Origin of the sequence: Alishewanella longhuensis, from assembly GCF_014653435.1 — a bacterium.
GTDB classification, from domain to species: domain Bacteria; phylum Pseudomonadota; class Gammaproteobacteria; order Enterobacterales; family Alteromonadaceae; genus Alishewanella; species Alishewanella longhuensis.
This window is the reverse complement of the sequence record NZ_BNAO01000001.1, coordinates 79603-99968: the sequence shown is the minus strand read 5'-3', so window position 1 is coordinate 99968 and position 20366 is coordinate 79603. Positions and strand designations below refer to the sequence as shown.

The 20366-nt window shown below is 47.9% G+C and carries 11 protein-coding genes; 4 read left to right on the top strand and 7 right to left on the bottom strand.

What is annotated here, in order from left to right; translation table 11 throughout:
• Positions 1-78 precede the first annotated feature (78 nt).
• The 3 genes from IE163_RS00435 to IE163_RS00425 all read right to left on the bottom strand — a co-directional run bounded on the left by IE163_RS00435 (position 79) and on the right by IE163_RS00425 (position 6643).
• Positions 79-3030, bottom strand: coding sequence for a TonB-dependent receptor (locus IE163_RS00435; protein ID WP_189429156.1), 2952 nt, complete (start codon positions 3028-3030; stop codon positions 79-81).
• Between the two features lie 26 nt (positions 3031-3056).
• Complete coding sequence (locus IE163_RS00430) at positions 3057-5699, bottom strand: glycoside hydrolase family 16 protein (RefSeq protein WP_189429155.1); 2643 nt, start codon at positions 5697-5699, stop codon at positions 3057-3059.
• Between the two features lie 200 nt (positions 5700-5899).
• A complete protein-coding gene (locus IE163_RS00425; protein WP_229833377.1) occupies positions 5900-6643 on the bottom strand; it encodes a substrate-binding periplasmic protein in 744 nt (247 codons plus the stop codon).
• A gap of 232 nt (positions 6644-6875) precedes the next feature.
• Here IE163_RS00425 and IE163_RS00420 point away from each other — a divergent pair, with 232 nt between their 5' ends.
• The 3 genes from IE163_RS00420 (at position 6876) to IE163_RS00410 (ending at position 11785) form a co-directional block, all read left to right on the top strand.
• Positions 6876-10121 carry an nSTAND1 domain-containing NTPase gene (locus IE163_RS00420; protein ID WP_189429154.1) on the top strand — a complete coding sequence of 1082 codons (3246 nt, stop codon included), beginning with the start codon at positions 6876-6878 and terminating at the stop codon, positions 10119-10121.
• Positions 10122-10144: 23 nt separating this feature from the next.
• Positions 10145-10519, top strand: a complete 375-nt coding sequence (locus tag IE163_RS00415) for a DP-EP family protein (RefSeq protein ID WP_189429153.1) — start codon at positions 10145-10147, stop codon at positions 10517-10519.
• A 291-nt stretch (positions 10520-10810) separates the two neighbouring features.
• Positions 10811-11785 (top strand): sensor domain-containing diguanylate cyclase, encoded by a 975-nt coding sequence (locus tag IE163_RS00410; protein WP_189429152.1) that lies wholly within the window; start codon positions 10811-10813, stop codon positions 11783-11785.
• Here the strand turns inward: IE163_RS00410 and IE163_RS00405 are convergent.
• Positions 11782-13095, bottom strand: a complete 1314-nt coding sequence (locus IE163_RS00405) for a cyanate transporter (protein ID WP_189429151.1) — start codon at positions 13093-13095, stop codon at positions 11782-11784. The genes IE163_RS00410 and IE163_RS00405 overlap by 4 nt on opposite strands.
• Positions 13096-13207: 112 nt before the next feature.
• On the opposite strand from IE163_RS00405, the gene IE163_RS00400 reads away from it, so the two are divergent.
• The gene (locus tag IE163_RS00400) at positions 13208-13711 is read left to right on the top strand and encodes a MarR family winged helix-turn-helix transcriptional regulator (RefSeq protein ID WP_189429150.1); all 504 of its coding nucleotides are present in this window, start codon (positions 13208-13210) and stop codon (positions 13709-13711) included.
• Between the two features lie 95 nt (positions 13712-13806).
• On the opposite strand, the gene glmS is transcribed toward IE163_RS00400, so the two are convergent.
• From glmS to IE163_RS00385, 3 genes are read right to left on the bottom strand one after another with little or no spacing between them, the layout of a single operon-like run.
• The gene (gene glmS, locus IE163_RS00395) at positions 13807-15636 is read right to left on the bottom strand and encodes a glutamine--fructose-6-phosphate transaminase (isomerizing) (RefSeq protein WP_189429149.1); all 1830 of its coding nucleotides are present in this window, start codon (positions 15634-15636) and stop codon (positions 13807-13809) included.
• A 54-nt stretch (positions 15637-15690) separates the two neighbouring features.
• Positions 15691-16458: a DeoR/GlpR family DNA-binding transcription regulator gene (locus tag IE163_RS00390; RefSeq protein ID WP_189429148.1), complete on the bottom strand. Its 768-nt coding sequence runs from the start codon at positions 16456-16458 to the stop codon at positions 15691-15693.
• 50 nt (positions 16459-16508) lie between these two features.
• Complete coding sequence (locus tag IE163_RS00385; protein ID WP_189429147.1) at positions 16509-20312, bottom strand: two-component regulator propeller domain-containing protein; 3804 nt, start codon at positions 20310-20312, stop codon at positions 16509-16511.
• Positions 20313-20366 lie beyond the last annotated feature (54 nt).

Below are 20366 nucleotides of genomic sequence, written 5' to 3'. Positions count from 1 at the left end.
AGGATGGATGATTTATGTCATATTCTTAAAAAAATGCCCGCTAAGCGGGCATTAATCAACAGGTAGGTAGATCGCTGATTAGAAGCGGTAGCGCGCGCCTAAGATATAACGCGGGCCATACTGGCGGGCAAATAAGAATTGCTCTTCGTAACGGCCATAACCTTGCTCGGTTTCGTTGGTCAGGTTGATCCCTTCAAAGAACACGGTAAAGTTTGGTGTTACGTCGTAATTAACGCTTAAATCCCACTGCGCATAAGCTTTAGCAAATTGCGGTGGCGCATCTGATGAGCCCTGACCCTGGCCAACGCCAATCAGATAACTATCACGCCAAGCATAAGTCAGTTTGATCGACCAGCCATAATCTTCATAGAACAACTGCAAGTTAGCTGAGTTACTTAATCCCACTAACGGCGTCTGTTGCGTGAGGCTTTCAACATCAAACTTAACATCACCGCTAACGATAGTGCCGTTGATACCAAAACCGAAACCGGTCTCACCCAGCATGTGCTGCCATGCCGCTTCAATACCGTCTACCGTTTTGGTGTCAGGGCTATTTTGTGGTTGGCTGATACTCCACAAAATCAAGGGATCAGCACTACTCGGGGCTATTTCACCATTAGCATCGCCATGGCCATTAGCCAACATCTGATTATAAATCGCCGTATCCGTTGGCTGTTCCCCACGCGCCACTATGTCTGCTACCGCTTGTTGGTAACGAGGGCCATTTTGGATGTCGTGCAAACCCTCAATAGTGATATCTGTGATGCTATTACCAATGAAGTTTTTCACACTCTTACGATAGTAACCGATAGCTGCATAACTACCTGGGGCATAGTAATATTCCAAGCTTAAATCAAGGTTAGTCGATTCGTAAGGTTGTAAATTGGTATTACCCTGACCACCACTGCGCGCGCCTGGTTTAGGACTGCCACTTAAGCTGCGGCCACCACCCAGAGCACCTAAAGGTGCACGAGTAATACTTTTACCAACAGAAAAACGGCTTACCAAGTCGTCGGTCAAATCTACCCGTAAATCCATCATGGGCAACAAGACATTATGCGAGCCGGTTAAGGTTAGGAAATTAATATCGCCACTCTCATACTTCATAATCCACTCAGACGGACTGACCCAGTTCACTTGCTTTTCAACATCTTGTCGTACTGAACTGGTCACATCGGTTTTTTCATACCGCGCCCCAACATTTAACTGCACGGGGAAGTTAGCAACATCAAATTCCCAGGCTGATTGCAGGTAGAGACTGTTTGTCACTTCCTGCACCGAGCTTTGTCCCACAGTACCATAAACATTGTAAGGATCAGGCAAATAAGCATTGGGCCCCATCAAGGTTTCGGTTAGGTAAGCTGTTTGCCTTGCTACGGCTTCGTCATAACTGTAGGTGTAGTAATAATTCGAAACTAAACCATTACCGCCGCCTGCGAATTGATCAAGGAAATTACCGGTATCTCTGCGGGTAAACATGCTATCCGGGAAAATAAAGGTAAAGCTTGGGTTGAAGCCCGGGCCACCGCGCAAACCACTCCAGGCATTGGTGCCACTCATCGTTTGCTCAGTGCGCGCCACGCCCCCTTTAATAGACACCAGAGGGATATTAAACACCGAGTTATGCCAGGTACTGTCTAGCTTGAACTGCTGCACTTCTGACTCGCCTGGCGAATGGAAAAACTGGCTAAAGTTAGAGTCAATCTCGCTTGGTCGCAGTTCATTGGTACCGTTTCGCCATAAAATATAGGCCTGTGGGATCTCACCAGTACGATAATCATAAAACTTAGTAATAAGCTGATCAGAACCTAAAATAATTTGTCCCGAATTGCCGCTGCCTTTATCCGCACCATTATCCGCTTTGTTATTTGAATCATGAGCGTCGAAGCTCACTTGCCAATTGTCGGTAAGCTGCCATGCCATATTAAAACCGATAGAAGCTGCTTTAACCTCGGTTGTGCCTTTGCTGGCACTAAAAGAGCCATCATCACCACTAATATCAGCGAACAAGGCCGTACCGCGCTCGTCCAACTCGTAGGCATTGATATTATCGCCAAAGTTGTTCCAAATCCCCCAGCCAATGCCTTGGCTGCCCACAAGGGCTCGACTGCCGGTATAGTCCAGGGTGAAAGTGATATCATCGGTTGCCGCATATTGTAATGTTAGCTGACCGGTGGTTCTTTCCCGTTGAAAATCAGTAATGCCATAGTTCATATCTTTCGGAAAAAAATAGTTACCGGTAGGCAAACCATCGGCGCCCACCGGACGTCGATCAATAACATGAGTGGGATTGCTTGGCAGCGGCACATTGGCTTGCCAGCCTTGTATATTGGCATTCTGAATTTGGAAATCACGCCGCGCTTGCGAAAACGAGAGAGCCACACCGAAACGATCATCGGCAAAGGTATTGCTGTAGAGTGCAGCAAGCTCGGGCGTAACGTCTTTTCCCTTCTCATTGGAGCTATCGTGTACGCCTTTACCCATTAGCGCAAATTTTTGCCCGGGGCTCGATAACGGTTTGGAAGTGACAATATTAACTGTCGCACCTAAACCACCGCTGGGGTTTTCAGCCCGCGCGGTTTTATATAATTCTAAGGCGCTAACACCTTCAGAAGACAAGTTTTCCAAATTAAATGAACGGGTATAGCCTGTACCTGGCATTTGCCGGCCGTTTAAGGTAATCAGGTTAAACTCAGGGCCAAAGCCACGCACGGTAATTTGGCTACCCTCACCATTGACCCGACTTACCGATACACCCGTAATGCGTTGTAATGATTCGGCTAAGTTGGTATCCGGGAACTTACCCATTTCCTCAGAAGAAATGGCATCGACCACCCCTGACGACTCACGCTTAACATCCATTGAGCGCGCTAAACTACCGCGAATACCGCGAACTTCAATGATTTCAACTTTAGGTTCAGCCTCAGGCGTTGCAGTTTCTTGAGCTTGCAATGGCAGCATCATACCGGCGCTCAGCACGACAGATACTGCTGTGGCGACCCGGCTTTTTGTAAATGTTGTTGTTTTCATAATTATCCTACTCTTGTCGCCCTGCATTAATTATTAGAAATTTCAACGTTATCAATTTGATAAACTGCGCCAAGGCCCGTGCCCCATGCAGGGAACACCATCAGCACATTGATATCACTAATATCCAGACCTGCATCAAACAGGCTTTGCAGCGAAAAACGATAGCGTTGCCATTCGCCGGTAACCGGTGCCTGACCGTTATTACCTGCAGCAAGTGGCAGTTCTACTGCAGTAGCAGCACCACTGGATTCAATTTTAAAGAACCAACTGCTCGCCGTATTAGCTGGCGGTGATACCACACGCATGTCAAAACTTACGCTACCATTGGCCAATAACGCAGTAGCATCAAACGCCATATCTTCTTTTGCTAAAAACCCTAACACCGTCTCTGGCCAGCCTAAAATTTCAAACTGGGCTACCTTGCCATAAGGCGCTTCAGCATCAACCACTTTAGGTACCGAGCCAGCACAGCAGTCCCATAAGGTCCAATCGGCATTTACCGCATCGCGGAAAATGGTCAGCTGATCATTATTGGCATTAGGATTAAAGATACGTACATCGTGCATACGGAACACCGCACCTGCGCCGGTATCCCAAGCCGGAAACACCATTAACACATCAATAGCGCTGATATCTAAGCCAGCATCAAATAACGATTGCAAACTAAAGGTGTAAGTAGTCCATTGGCCGGTTACCGGTGCCTGACCCGCATTACCGACACTTAGTGGCAGCTCTACCGCTGAATCGCCACCCGCAGCTTCAATTTTAAACATCCAGGTAGAGTTAGGGTTGGCCGGGGCATCAACTACTTTCACCGCAAACTGCACAACACCATCTGCCAGCAACGCAGAGGCATCAAAGGCATTACCGCCACCTAAGGGTGCGCGATTGAAGAAACCTAACACTGTTGGTGCTGCGCCGACACTAAACTCGGCCGTTAAAGTGTTTAACTCTTCGTCCAGCACTTCTAATGGCGTACTGCCACCACAACAATCCCACATCGGCCAATCCGGATTAGCGCCATTGTTAAACATCACCAGCTCGGGGAACTGCGCTGGCTGGGCAATTTTCATATTGGTCACCCGATATACCGCGCCATTACCGGTATCCCAAGCAGGGAAAATCATCACTACATCAATGGCGGATAAGTCTAAACCTGCGGCATCCAGCATACTCAGCGGGAAAGTATAGCTTTGCCATTGTCCGGTAACCGGCGCTACACCTTCACTGCTAGCTGTGATAGGCAGCTCGACAAAGGTGGTGTTTTCGTTGCTTTCTACCTTAACCAACCAGGTCGAAGCCGGGTTGCTTGGCGGTGAAACCACTTGCATATCAAAACTTAAACTACCACGCTCAATAAGTGGCGAAGCATCAAAAGGCGAGGGTGTACCTGCAGGATCGGTAATGAACGCTGAGCGGGTAATAAAACCATTTACCGTTGGTTGTGGCCCTACTACAAATTCATAAACCTGACCGCGCGTTTCATCTTGCACTAAGCTTGGAGTAGAACCACCGCAGCAATCCCACGCAGCCCAATTTGGATTAGGGGTACCATCAAAAATCGTCAGATTTTGTGGCACACCAGTAGATGGCGGCGAAGGAATTGGTGCCTGACCGGTCACCAGGGTTTCACTGTCTAGATAACCTGCGCGAATAGTTTCACAGCCTTTACCATTAATAGGGTTAGCCTGGCATTCATACACCCGCACCCAATCCACTTCAAAGGTTTGGCCATTGGCAAAGGCTTCTGCATCAATACCCAGATTATTAACATTTTCTGGCCAGTTGCCGCCAACCGCCAGGTTCAGAATTAAATAAAACCGCTGATCAAACGGAGCGGCGTTCCACTGGGTTTCTAATTTTCCGGTAACCTGGTTAAAGTACTCGGCAAACCATCCACGATGACTTAAGCCAATTAACTCACCCCGGCTGTTGGTACGCACTCGGGAGGCTTGTTGAGTTTGATAGAGGTAGTCGTTTACATACCAACGGATCTCACCTTCTTGCCATTCAATGGCGTAGGTATTAAAGCTATCAGCGGGGTTAGCACCGTTTGGTAGTGTGTAAGCTTTACCGCTGTTTGAGTTATTTGGCCACTCACGACCATAGTGCAAAGTACCGTATACTTTGGCTTCTACGTTGCCCTCTGCATCAACCGTTTTCAGGTTAACGGCTTCAAAAATATCGATTTCGCCAGACTTTGGCCAGCCGCCGTACACTTCGTCTGTTGGCATCATCCAAATAGCCGGCCAAGAACCCTGACCAGATGGGGCTTTAGCCCGAACTTCTATCCGGCCATATTTCCAGTCACCCTGATACTTAGTATTGAGGCGCGCAGACGTATACGGCAAGGGCGAACCTTCTGGTGCCGGCTTAGCAACAATTTTCAGGGTACCGTCTGAGACAAACGCATTCTCTGGGCTATCGGTGTAACATTGCTTTTCTTGGTTACCGCCGCCACGACAATCAATTTCAAAGGTCCACTTGCGCCGGTCAATGCTGGTACCGGTGAAGTCATCGCTCCATACCAGCTTCCAGTCACTAACTGGCTGGCTTGGATTTACCGACGTAAAATCTGAGTTGGTGTTTACGTCGCCACCACAGCCGCTGAGCCCTACCGCCACTAATAGCGCGGCCAGGGGTTTCGCTTTTATCGTTATATTAGTCATACCCTGAGTTCCTGTTTAATGCCTTGTCACGCCTGCGATGGCGAAAATGCTCACCGCCCAACAAAATGTAAGCGCTTACATAAGGTAGAACAATAAAAGTTTGCCGTCAATGTAGCAAACCCAAAAAGGCGAAAATTTATACGCTACAAGTGTTGCTATCCGATTACATCTCTAAATTATGCAGTAGCAATAATTACTTATCATTGCTGGTCGTCTTTCAGCATAACCGCCTCAGACTGGTGATAGTGCGCTATAGCTTGGTTTAGAGCCGCCATAAAGTTGGGTTCTAACGCTAAAAAAGACTTACTAATGTATATAGCAAAGGGCAACTCCCGCTCTACCTTAAACTGATAATTGGCTCTGGCGTAGTTATTATCGCTTATAACGGTTAGCGCGGTTTGTTCTGGCAACATAATGGCATCTACCCGGCGCGCGTTAAGTAAGCGAAACAGATCGCGAATATTATTAGGGCCACCTGCGACCTGATAGCCTTGCTGCCGTAACCAAAGATAAATATTACTGTTTAGCTGCGCAGATACCACGGCATCATCATGAAATCTGGGGCTGTCAGGTCGCAGTTGAGTATTGTCAGTTAACCAAACCCAGGTCCAGCGGGTAACACTAACAGGATCGGAGAATACCGCCATGCTATTACGCTCGGCATTTTCCGAGGCGAGAAAGAGGCCATCAATCAGATTGTTTTGTAAATCGGTAACCGCACGACCATAGTTGGGGACCAGCAGAATTTCAAACTCCCGCTGCAAATGCCGCATAATAAACACAAAGGCATCATAGCCCTCACCTTGATACTGCCCATCCTGCACATAGGTGTAAGGTGGGTATTCGGGCATCGCCATCCGTAACACAGGCTTAACCTCTGCCCAAGCGGCATCGGCGAGCAACGCCAGCATCATTACCCCGCCTGAAAATAACTGCCGTATCAAGTCGCCTCCTGCTAGAACACTCAGTAGTTTAGAAAATCGATACAAGCGAGTGTAGTTGATAAACCTCCGTACAGAAAGTTATCTCTTCGCACTCCTGTGTTAGGCCGGCGGCAATAGCTCTGGCGCACTAATGACAAAACCCGCACCACACATCTTACATGCGGCACTAAACTAATTAGCTAACCCATGCTATGTTGTTCCTTAATTAGCCGATACTAACCCAAAATTAACTATGAGTAACATTTTCTTCTTTGGCGAGTGGCAGGTTGACTCTGCCGCCAATACCTTAAGGCAAGGTAAACAGGTACAGCAAATCGAACCCAAAGCCATGGCAGTATTGCTATTGCTTTGCCAGCATGCCAACGAAGTAGTGAGTACCGATGCGATTGTTAACCATTGCTGGCCCAATACCGAAACCGGCGATAATCCGCTACATAAAACGCTGGCGCAGCTACGTAAAGCCCTGGGCGACAGCGCTACCGATCCCCGCTATATCGAAACGATACGTAAAAGCGGCTACCGCGCCATTGCTGAGGTGCGTTATCCGCTGGGCCAGGAGCAAAGTTTAAGCGAGCAAAGCTGGCAGCACGGCTCACCCTTTCCAGGCTTGCAAGCCTATGACGAGCGCTATGCCAGTGTGTTTTTTGGCCGTGGTACCCAAATTTCCACCTTACTGGAACGTGTTGCGCAACAGGTAAAATATGGCCGGGCTTTTTGCTTATTACTAGGCCCCAGTGGCAGTGGTAAATCGTCGCTGGTTAATGCCGGTATTTTGCCAAATTTAATGCAAAACGGCGGTTATCACGGTATTGAGGTACTCAGCTATACCAGTTTGGATTTAGCCGACGTCGCCCCGCAGCAACTGCTGCTTAATTTAGCCAGTGCCTTGTTAGACTGGGAACTACAGGATGAGCCAGTACTCACCGGCTATAGTGCTGAGCAACTGGCCGCAGAGCTGATCAGTGCCCCGCAAAGCATTATTGCCAAGCTGAGTGCGGCGTTAAGTAACGGCCGGCAGAACCTAAAATGCTTCGCGCTCTTTGTCGACAGGCTAGAAGTATTGCTATCTTCACCGCTGTTTAACGAAGAAGAGCGCAGCCAATTTGTTGCCCTATTAGAGCAATTAGCCTGCAGCCATGCCGTCTTGGTGCTCAGCGCCTGCCGTAATGAGTTTTATCCTTTATTAGTCAATTACCCGACCTTAATGGCGGGCAAAGCCAAGGGCGCCCATTTTGACTTAGCCGCCCCCAACCGCACCGACTTACTGCAAATGATCCGCTTGCCGGCACTGACTGCCGGGCTGAGCTTTGATATCGATCCCGACACCGCCGTACCTTTAGATGAAACACTGTGCAGCGAAGCGGCCAGTAACCCCGATGCCTTACCCATGCTGCAGTACACCTTGCAGCAGCTGTATTTGCAACGCAGCAGCGACAATAAGCTGTTGGTCGCAGTCTATAAAAAGCTCGGCGGTATCGAAGGGGCTATTGGTAAAAATGCGGAACAAGCGATCAGGACCTTAACCACAACCGAGCAAGCCAGCTTACCTGCGGTGCTCTCATTGTTGGTGACATTGCGTGAAGATGAGCAAAGTATTACCAGCCGCAGCGCCCGCTTTAGCCAGCTAAATACCGATGCCGAGCGCGCTTTGGTGCAAACCCTGGTAGAACAGCGCTTATTTGTGTCGCACTTACAACAAGGCGACCCCTGCTTTAGCGTGGCGCACGAAGCCCTGCTGCGGCGCTGGCCGCGCGCCACTGCCTGGATTAGCGAACACCACGATAGCCTAAGCATTAAAAGCCGCCTGCTGCATTTACAACAACGCTGGCAGGCCGAACAGCAAAACAGCGCCTATTTACTGGCACCCGGCAAACCACTACAAGAGGCTTTACAACTTAAGCATAACCCCTTATTTCAGCTAGATGCCGCCGAGCTGGCCTTTATTGACGCTTCAACCAACAAAGCCAGGCAGAAACGCTGGTTGCGTCATGGCACTATCGCCACCCTGTGCTTATTAACGGTGATGGCGCTGACCATGAGCATTAAAAGTTATAATGCCGAACAACAAGCGCAGCAAAAACGCCTGGCCGCCGAAAACCTGCTGGGGTTTATGGTCGGCGAATTTGCCGACAAGCTACGCAGTATCGGCCGTATGGATTTACTGGATGGTATTAGCAATAAAGCCCTGGAATACTTTACCGACTTTAACAATAGCAGCACCTTACAAAGCACCGAAGCCATGCTACAACACGGCCAAACCCTCACCGCCATGGGCGAGGTAGCCTATTCACGCGGCAAAATAGACGAAGCCAGCGCCGCCCTAAACGCCGGCCGCAGCCAGTTAGAAGCCGTATTAGAACTGCAACCGACGAATCTGGAGCTATTAAAAACCCTTGGCGCCAATGCCTTTTGGCTCGGGCAAATACAATACGGCGCCAGCAACTGGCAGGGTACCCAACCCGAGTTTGAACGTTACTACCATTATAGTGAACAAATGTATGAGCTAGCCCCGGATAATCTCGATGCCATTATGGAGCTATCCTACGCCACAAATTCTTTGGGCTCGTTGGCGATGAAACAGCAGCAGTTTGCTGTAGCAAGGGAAAACTTTGAAGAATCGCTAAAACTGAAATTATTGGCGCAGGCAAAACAACCAGATAACAACCAACTACTGACCGATATTGCCGATACTCGCTCCTGGCTGGCCAGCGCAACACTTTCTGAGGGAAATCTGCTCTCAGCAATCTCAATCCATAAAGCGTTACAACATGATCTCGTACTTGCTGAAGTGAAAGAACCCTATTTATTAGATGTGCTATCCAGTAGTTATCAAATTCTTGCCGATTTTCTTAGTTATCAAGGAAATGTTGAAAATGCACATACATTTTATTTGGAAGGATACAAAGCATTAGCAAAGGCAATTGAACAAGATCCTGAAAATAGTCGCTGGCAGAGAAGGAAACTTCATCTGGATATTAACGCCTTAGCATTTTTAGTCAGCAACGATTTTAACGCCATACAACAGCATATAGAGCAAATTAAGGATAGTTTAACTTCAACGCAATTTGTGTTGTCTGACTCACAACGCCAGGAGCTTTTTGCTAAGTTATGGCTTACTGGTGGGATGAAATTACAACAAGTTAAGCAGTGGACACTTAGCCAGAACTATATAGACCTGGCTGTTTCTGGTTATACTGGGCTTAATGAGAAATCCCCTCAAAATCAATCATATTATGTTGCATTAGTCGAAAGCCAATTACTTAAAGCTAAAGCACTATCTATGTTAGACGAGCATGAGCAAGCAATAACGATCTGCAAGAGCATCAAAGATAGGCTCATTGACGGTATCAAAAACAATAAAGAACCGCGCCATCTAATTAGCTATACAAAAGCGTTAGACTGTTTGAATGAACTTAATGAACATCCAACACTGACGACCTTGTTGCAACAAAATGGCATAACCAATTTCAATTTTTAATTAAAACCTCTAAGGGAGATACTATGCCTAACTCGAATGCCTCACTCATGATCAATGTCATTGTTACTTTGGTTCAAGGAGAACCCACTTTTAGTTACCAAAGCATTAGTGGTGATCCTTTACCCAGCGGTGATATTACTGTTACCCAAGCGAGTACCATTACATACAGACTTATAGATAATACTGGCAAAGGTTTAAAATTTATCGGTGCCGGTTTTAGCACGCCATTTGATGGTGTAGTTGATGCCGTTACCGTTAGCAGTGATGGTCAATATCTCCAGCTACTAGATACTGACCAAACGGCGGGCGAGACAAAGTTTCAGTTTGTGTTATCAAATACAACAAACTCATTATTCTTGTTGAGTCCAGATCCACAAGTTAGAAATGAGCCGGATTAATAGGCTTAATAAAGCCAACCTCAACCCTTTACCAAGCCCCAATCGGGGCTTTTCATATTAATGCTATCACCACAACTTTTTAAGTCGTAAGCAGCAAAACTAACAACCATACTTCAAGCCTATGCAACAGCCAGTGCCTAATTTGCGCTACATACTTCCTTACCCTGCTTGAAAAATAAAAATATTATTAAATAAAATCATAAGCTTAAAAAGTAAGGTTACCGAAAGGTTCTAGCACAACTAACGCTCTATAGTGAGTCATAACAAAACTCACTAGCCTGGAGCAACAAGATGAGCGCAGCCCCTTTTAAAAGCACCTTACAACCCGAAGCGCTGAATGACGATCATAATGGGTTAGCCGCCGGTAGTGAGGACCATACGGCAGACTTCAATATCAGTCGCTTTATCCAATATCTGGCTGAGGCGGTGTTGATAGTCAACACCGACGGGGTAATTGAGTGCGCCAATGCCAAAGCCGCCCTATTACTAAACAGTATCGATCGACCATTAATCGGTGAACGTTGGCCAGCTTTTTTACACGAGCGCTGCCTAAAGCAATATCAAGGGCTGGTAAAAATTGTCGCGAAACAAGTGCTGTCGCTGCAAGCAGGGCCAACAGAAATGGTGCTGCATTGTGCCAATGGTGAGCTAAAAGATATTGAGTTATCGGTATCTTTTTTACCGGAGCCAGAAGCCCGGCTGATACTTATTTTACGCGATCTGACCCGGCAAAAAGCCGAGTTTGAACAGCTAAAGCGCCAGGCGGCAACAGACGCCTTAACCGGCCTGGCGAATCGTCGCAGCTTTGATGAACAACTGCTACAAAACTGGCTACAGTGCACCGCAGCAAAAAGGCCGCTAAGCGTGATCATTATTGATATCGACTTTTTTAAACAATTTAACGACAGTTACGGCCATATTCAGGGCGATGCCTGCCTGCGTAAAGTGGCCCGGGCCATATTGCAAGCGATGCCCTTAGATGCTCAGCTGGCTGCCCGCTATGGCGGCGAAGAGTTTGCACTAATTCTACCGCACTATAATGAAATTAAAGCCTTAGCCGTGGCCAGAGAAGTGCAACAGGCCGTACGGCAATTGCAGTTTACCGACGCGGGCTTACCGGCCTCTGTTGGCATTACCGTAAGCCAGGGCATAGCCACTGAAATTAATGGCCAGTTCCGTACCAGCATGGCGTTACTTTGTGCTGCCGACACCGCCTTATACCGCGCCAAAGCGGACGGCCGCGATTGCATTAACACCAGCTGTTAAGCTGGCGACGTGACCGCAAAGTGCTGCCGGTAACTGGCAACACTAAATTTTGTGCCTAAGTAAAGCGCCAGCACACTGCTGGCGGCCAACAGCAACCAGGCCAGGGTAAAGCTCTGTAAGCTGTCGCGCAGCCCGCCAGCGATCCACGGGGTAAAGGCCGCCATAATATAACCAACACCTTGCACAAAGGCTGTTAAGCGCCCAGCCTGTACCGGATTATCCAGATGATCCATGGTAATAATAATGGCCAATGGAAAGATGCCACCAATCCCTAAACCAATCATGGCAACCCACAGCAACAACGCCGTATCAGGCAATAATGCTAAACCGCTAAACCCCAATAATTGCAGCACGCAAAGGATGGCAATAACTTGGCGCTTATCGCGACTACGCATAGCTAACCACGGGAAGAATAAGCCCGCTACCACTTCGCAGCTGGTTAAAAACCCTAGCAATAAGCCGGCTTGTTTAGCAGTTAAGCCTTGCTCTATGGCATAAGGCGCCAGCCAAGCCAGCACCGAGACATAACAGCTGGTGCCCAGCGCAAAAAATACTGCCAATTGCCAGCTACGTTTATTACGCCAAAACGAAAACGCCGGTGCTGGCGCTATAGCCTGACTGGCGGCTTTAGGCGCTTTTAATTGCCAGCACCAAATAAGCAGCGCGAACAGTGCCAATAACACCCAGCTACCTAAACTCATTCGCCAGCTTAAGCTGCTGGCCAGCAGTGGTGTGCTAATAGCTGCAATAGCCGCACCCGACATAATGGCCGTAACATAAAAACCCATAATTAGCGGCGTTTTCTCGGCAAAACGCGCTTTAATAATGGCGGGTAATAGGGTTTGGATCATGGCAATCGCCATACCGGCTAACAAAGCAGTGCTTATTAATAAACCGGCATTAGGTGCCCAAAAACGCAGTGCCGTGGCCATTGCCAGCACCACTAAAGCAGCCGCTACAGTGCGTTCTAACCCCAGTGGCGTAGCTAAACGAAAGCCGACAAAGCTAAATAAGCCCATGGCCAACACGGGTAAGGTAGTTAACAAGGAAGCCGCACTAAAACTTAAGCTGATATCGCCCTGAATCGCCTGCAACAAAGGACCTATTGCCGCCAAAGCAGGCCGCAGATTTAACGCCACCAGCACTATTGCCAGTAAACATAACCATTGTGCTGCGCTTAAAGCGCTGGCACTGGCACTGGCCAGCTTACCAATAGGCTGGACAGTTGCGGTAGCCGAATTAGCCAGTTCACCATTTGCAACGGTGGCCGTGGTCGCTGCACTGTTGGCGCTGGAAGAGGAGATAGACATAAAAACCCTTAAAGAATCTTCTTAAAAAGTATCTTTACATAAAGATATTTATATTCTGCCTATTCTTGGTTAAGCTGTAAAGCGATTATCTAAACCAAGCCCACAAACTGCCATGAATGACGATTTAGACCATATTACCGCCCAGTGGCAACGCCAGGGTATTACCGATGAACTGTTAGCCATGCAGTTACTCGGCCGCTTTGCTCGCCTCAATAAAACGCTGGAATTAGCCTTTTTGCACTGCTACGAGCAGCATGGTTTAAAACAGGGAGAGTTTGATGTATTAGCCACGCTTAGACGCGCCGGCGAGCCTTATTCATTATCTCCATCGCAGCTCTATCAAAGTATGTTACTGAGTTCTGGCGCCATGAGTACTCGGCTAGATAAGCTAGAACAACGAGAGCTAATACAGCGCCGTCACTGCACAGAAGACAGACGCGTAGTGCATGTTAGCCTAACCGAGCAAGGCAAAGCACTGATTGAGCAAGTACTGCCCGAGCATATCGCCCTGCAGCAACGGCTAATGGGCAATTTAACGATGGAGCAACAGCAGCAGCTAAGTGCTCTATTAAAGGTGTGGTTGGCAGGGTTTAATAAAGCGACTGCAGACGCTTAAATAATTAGTCATTAACAAAACTAAAGCCGGCTGCTGCCGGCTTTAGTTTGCCAAAGTAGATGTTAGCATCGGAATAACGCTTTCATCCCATAGCCTTATTCCACCGTGACACTCTTCGCCAAATTCCGCGGCTGATCCACATCAGTCCCTTTAATTATCGCCACATAATAGCTAAGCAGCTGCAGTGGGATGGTATAGATAATCGGCGCTATGAGCGGGTGCACGTGCGGTACGTTCACTACGCGCTGGGTAGCGTCGGACTTAAAGTGGGCGTCGATATCGGCGAACACATATAAAATACCGCCGCGGGCGCGTACTTCTTCCACGTTAGATTGTAGTTTTTCTAATAGCTCGTTATTGGGTGCTACCACAATAATCGGCATATCGGCGTCAATCAGCGCCAGCGGGCCGTGTTTTAACTCACCTGCAGCGTAGGCTTCGGCGTGGATATAAGAGATTTCTTTTAGCTTTAATGCCCCTTCCATCGCGATAGGATACTGATCGCCACGGCCTAAAAACAGCGAGTGATGCTTATCGGCAAACTCTTCGGCCAGGGTTTCAATGCTGCTGGCCAGCTTTAAAGTTTCTTCCAGCTTAGCGGGTAAAGATTTCAGCGCCGTCACCATGTCTTGTTGCTGTGCCGCGGTTAAGCCATTGTATTTACCAATAGCCAGCGTCAGCATCGCTAAACCCACTAACTGGGTAGTAAAGGCTTTGGTAGAGGCAACACCAATTTCCGCGCCAGCACGAGTCATAAAGGCCAGATCGGATTCGCGTACTAAAGACGAACCAGCGACGTTACAAATGGTTAGGCTGCCAATATAACCGGCTTCTTTGGCCATCCGCAGTGCGGCTAAGGTATCGGCCGTTTCGCCGGATTGCGAAATACTGACCAGTAAGCTGTTTGGCTGTACAAAGGATTTGCGATAACGGAATTCTGAGGCAATTTCGACATTACAGGAAATGCCGCCTAAGGATTCTAACCAGTAACGCGCCACCATGCCGGAATGATACGAGGTACCGCAGGCCACAATTTGCACATGCTTTACTTTTTGAAACAGCTCAGCGGCACCATTACCGAAAGTTTCATCCAACACGCTGTCGCTACTTAGGCGGCCTTCCAGCGTATTGTTAATAGCCGAGGGCTGCTCATAAATTTCTTTTAGCATAAAGTGCCGGTACTGGCCTTTGTCACCGGCATCATAACTGGCGTTAGACTCAGTAATAGCGCGCTCAACTTGCTGACCATTTTTATCATATACCGTTACACTGTGGCGGGTAATTTCAGCCACATCGCCTTCTTCTAAAAACATAAAGCGGCGGGTTACTGGTAATAAGGCCAGTTGATCCGAGGCAATAAAGTTTTCGCCAATACCAAAACCGATCACCAGCGGGCTGCCAGAGCGGGCGACCACTAAATGCGAAGGATCGGTTTTATCCATCAGTACAGTGCCATAAGCACCGCTAAATTGTTTAACGGCTTTTTGCACTGCCGCCAACAAGGAACCTGCGGTTTTTAGCTCTTCCTCTACCAGGTGGGCAATAACTTCGGTGTCCGTATCAGAGTTAAACACATAGCCTTTGGCTTTTAAGGCGTCACGCAAAGGGCCGTGGTTTTCAATAATGCCGTTATGTACTACGGTAATTTTGCCAGAAACATGGGGGTGGGCATTGCGCTCGCTCGGTTCACCATGCGTAGCCCAACGGGTATGGGCAATACCGGTACCGCCAGGCACCGGCTGAGCCGCTACCGCATCGGCCAGCTCTTTTACTTTGCCTAAGCGGCGCAGCCGTTGTAAGTTGCCGCTACTATTGACGACCGCAACACCGGCCGAGTCATAGCCACGGTATTCTAAACGGCGTAAACCTTCTACTAAAATATCTACCACGTCCCGCTGTGCTACTGCACCAACAATGCCACACATAGTGTTACTCCAATTACCTAAAATAGTTTATTTAACATACAGAAAGCAGGTTAATCAGGCCTGAACCCGGATCACCGTGACGCCTTGCTGCTCAATTTGTTTGGCTGCGTCTTCTGCCAGCCCAGTGTCGGTAACTAATACTTTTACCATCGACCAGGGCAGCTCTAAATTATGAATTTTGCGCCCAAGCTTGTCCGATTCCAGCATTACGATAACTTCGCGCGCCACTTCCGCCATCACCCGGCTTAGGCTATACAACTCATTGTAGGTGGTGGTACCACGGCTTAAATCGATACCATCAGCCCCAATAAACAGCTGATCAAAATCGTAATTACGCAACATTTGCTCGGCTAATTGCCCCTGAAACGCTTCGGATTGCGGATCCCAGGTACCACCGGTCATCAATAAGGTCGGTTCGTTCTCTAGCTCACGTAGCGCATTGGCTATCGCTAGCGAATTGGTCATTACCACTAAGCCGCGCTTTTGCGCCAGCTCTGGCAATAAGGCGGCGGTGGTGCGGCCGCTATCAATAATAATGCGATAATGATCTTTGATCAGGCCGGCGGCAGCCTTAGCAATAGCTAACTTTCGTTCTGAAACCTTCTCTAAACTGCTGTCTGAAACAAAATCCTGCGGCACCGGCACAGCGCCACCATAGCGGCGCAGCAATAAGCCGGCAGTTTCTAATACGGTAAGATCTTTGCGAATGGTCACTTCAGATGTTTGAAACTGCGCGGCCAGCTGCTCTACCGTGACTTCACCCTGTTGTTGCAGCTGCGCCACAATAAGATGGCGACGTTGCTGGGTATTACGTTTATTCATCTTTCACCAAAAGTTTCGATTTGAAAGATATTCTAGCGAAAAGAAAGTTTTTAGCAAGCATCTAACGGTAAAGTAATCCGATAATATAACCCTTCGTTTGGTTCGCTACGCACAGTAATTTGTCCTTTCAAACGCGCTGTAATGAGATTAAACACGATATGCGCGCCTAGGCCTGTGCCACCGGCCGATCTTTTGGTGGTATAAAAAGGCTCAAATAGCATGCCCAGAGTCTCTGCCGGCATACCACAGCCATTATCATAATAGTCAAACTGCAGCTGGCGCCCTTGCTGGCTAATATGCAAGCTAATCAATGGCTCTGGCTGCTCGCTAAAAGCATGCTTAACGCTGTTCATCACTAAATTGGTCACTATCTGTGCCACAGCACCGGCATCGGTAAACCAATATATGTCCTCCGGGCAAGTTAACTGGAATTGGCAATTAATGGTTTTAAGCTGCGGCTTTAATGATAACAACACATCTTTCAGATAACCGGCTAACTCGATTTCCCGGGCTTCGTTAGCTGATTGGTCTACCGACACTTTTTTAAAGCTTTGTACTAAGGTCGCTGCACGCTCGGTATTTACTTCCAATATCTTTAAGGCATCCGCTAATTGCAGTAAGAATTTACTAAATTGAGACTGTTGCAGTGTTTTTTCATCAAAAGCGCGCTTTACTTGGGCAAACTCTGCTTTTAAGAAACTGGTGGCGGTAACACAGATACCAAGCGGGGTATTAATTTCATGTGCCACCCCGGCCACCAAGCCACCTAGCGAGGCCATTTTTTCCTGCGTCACCAATTGCTGTTGGGTTTGTTGCAAACGGGTGAAAGTATCAGCATTGACTACCGCTATGGCGATAGAGCTGGATAAAGTACGTAGTAAGTTAAGTTGGGATGTGCTGTAAGCATACGTTTTAGGGCTTTGTACTGAGAAAACACCCACCACTTGCTGATTAAGCATTAAAGGAATATACACCACGGACTCGACTGGCTTACCACACAAGGGCTGTGGCAGCGCGGTGAAATACCTGGCAAATTCGGCATACTGATTTACTATTATTTCTTCGCCTCGCATAAAACAAAGTGAAGCAGGCGCTTTGCCATCATTGGCCGCTATCGTAAAACTCGACTCCGCTTGCTGATCTTCAAGCCAGAATACAAACTCAATCTCGTTCGTTAGAGGCCGATATAAACCGATAACCATAACGTGTACATCAATGATTTCACTTAACATTTGATGACAACGAGAAAGTACCTGCCCTAAGTCCAGTGAACCGGTAATTTCCCGGCCAATCTGTTGTAACAACATTAAGTCTTTATTAGACGCCTCTAGTGCATCATGATTTTCTTTTAACTCCTGAGTACGTTCAGCAACTTGTTGCTGTAGCTGCAGGCGCATCTGTCGCTCAGCACGGGTTTTTAAATGCAGCCAGCCCCAAATAGCTAAAAGTAACGCCACCACAATTAATGTCCTAAACCACCAAGTCATCCACCATGGCGGTAAAATTTTAATACTCAGCACTGATGGCGGTTGCCACTCTCCTTGGCGAACGCGCACTGAAACTTCAAACACATAGTCACCTGGTGGAATACGGGTGTAGGTCGCCAGGCGCTCTTGATTAGTGACCAATAACCAATCTCGATCAAAGCCTTGTAAACGATAACGATACTCCAATTGTGAGCTAAGCAGTAAATCTGGCGCAGCAAAGCGTAAACTAAATACGTCCTCGGCATACTGTAGTGTTAGCTGTGACAGACGGTTTAATGCATGTGGCAATATGGAACTACCCGCAGCGACTTGCTGATTAAATAACGCAAAAGACGTTAACTTTACTTTGGGAGCAGCTAAGGTATCGGGTAACTCGTCAGGTCTGAAAATATCCAGGCCCTGGCTACCACCACGGTACAACCAACCATCGTAAGCTGCCCAGGCACCTATCCAGGTGGTCTCTTGCATACCTTGCGTTACCCCCAGCTCAATCATGGTCTGTAAATCAGTTAGCCAAAGCTGCCGGTACAGCAATCTGAACCAGGTTGCCGCAGCAAGTTTGTCGTCACCTTGCAAGGGTTGATACACCACGAACTCCGGCGCAGCGGTCTCCCGTATTTTTAACCACCTATGATTAACGTTACCGGCCCGGACCCAAATATCTGAGTTTTCTTCGTACAACATCTGAATGCCATTAAATAATAAACCGTGCTTACTGTTGGCACTTTGTAGCCAGTAGGCTGTTTCCGCGCTCTGCTCATGGTAACGCCACAAGCCGCTGTCGGGAGAGCCGACCCAGAGATTATCATCAGAATCAAACAACAAAGCTGAAACACTACTAAAAGGCAGTACGATGTTGGTATAGGGGGCAAAATGTTGTCGTAGCTGACGCTGACTATCCAGCATTAATAAACCCGAGCCACGGGTACCTAACCATAGCCGGTTATATTTGTCGGCTAAAATAACACCAACACTGGTTTTTCGGACCTGTTCGGGGAGTATTGTATTGAGCTGCCACTCGCCGGAAATCGGATCTAATAAATATAAACCACGATCAGTACCAACCCATACCACCGTTGGCTCGGCATAAATAGCTCGGGCTAAGGTAGGCCCCTCTGGTGACTCTGGTAGCGGGAAACGACGCATCTGGCCGGTTAATTGATTATAGAGCACCACACCTGCCTCACGATTTGCTAACCAAACTGCGTCTTTAGCCAGCACCGAGATCCCTAAAACATTAGCACTGGGTAGCAATGGTGCGCTTGAGCCAGCTGGCAGGCTATAGACCTCTCTGGCTAACTCACCAAAAATTGAAAAACCCGATGGCGTGACTAACCACAAAGTATTTTGATGATCCAAATAGATATGATGAAGTGAATTAGTGCGTAAACTAAAAGGCACCTCAGGGTGAGCGAGAAAAACCTGCCAAACAGCCGAAGTTTGGTGCCACAAGCCTTCACCAGAAGTGCTTACCCAGAGCTCACCAGCCTTATCCTGCAACATAGCCGTAATATGCGCTTTAGCTAGGGCAGCGGGTTGCTCATAGCTGATGGGCTCTGTGGCATTGGCTTTAAATACCCAAATCCCTTTATTAAAGGTGCCGAGTAAGATGTCATGATCTACCTGTAACAGTGTAGTCACTGAATTCACTGCAAAATTGCTATTACCTTGATGCCAACCCTGCCCCTTTTGCTCACTGATCTGCCACCTTATTAAGCCACCTACCGCTTGGCCTTTACTGCGAAGAGGGCCATCACCCACAGTTAACCAGAGTATTTGCTCATCTTTAAGCAGTATGTCGGTTATGTAGGTTGTATCAATGTCGTTAATAGTTGCAGGTAGCGGAAAAGCGGCCAACTGCTGTAGCTCTTCCGACCAACGTAATAAGCCTTCACCATAGGCCGAGACCCAAATAACACCTGTTGCATCCTGATAAATTTTAGCAATATTTAGCCTGCTGGCGTCTAACGTGCCGGCGGCTCTGATCCGCTCAAAACGTTCGGTATTAGGGTTAAACCGATTTAGCCCGGCATAACGAGTGCCTATCCAAACATAACCCTGTTGATCTACTAGTAGGGCAGTAATCCAATCGGCTGAGAGGCTATCAGATTGCTCAGGCACAGCACGGAAGTTTTTTAACTCTGCGCCGTCGAAGCGGTACAATCCATGCTGAGTACCCAACCAATAAAAACCGTCTTGGTCCTGAACTGCAGTAGTAGTATGTTGCGACAATGAAAAGACATCTGCCAGATGCAACATGCGCCCAAAACGCTGCTGCACTTCGCTTGCGCTAGCAACAGACCACAGCCAGTAACTGCAGCTGAGCAAAATAACGGTAAACAACTTGAATAGTAACCGCAGCTGCATATAAAAGAGCCCTGAGCTATTTTTTTAAGTATTGCATTTTTCTTTAATATCGCA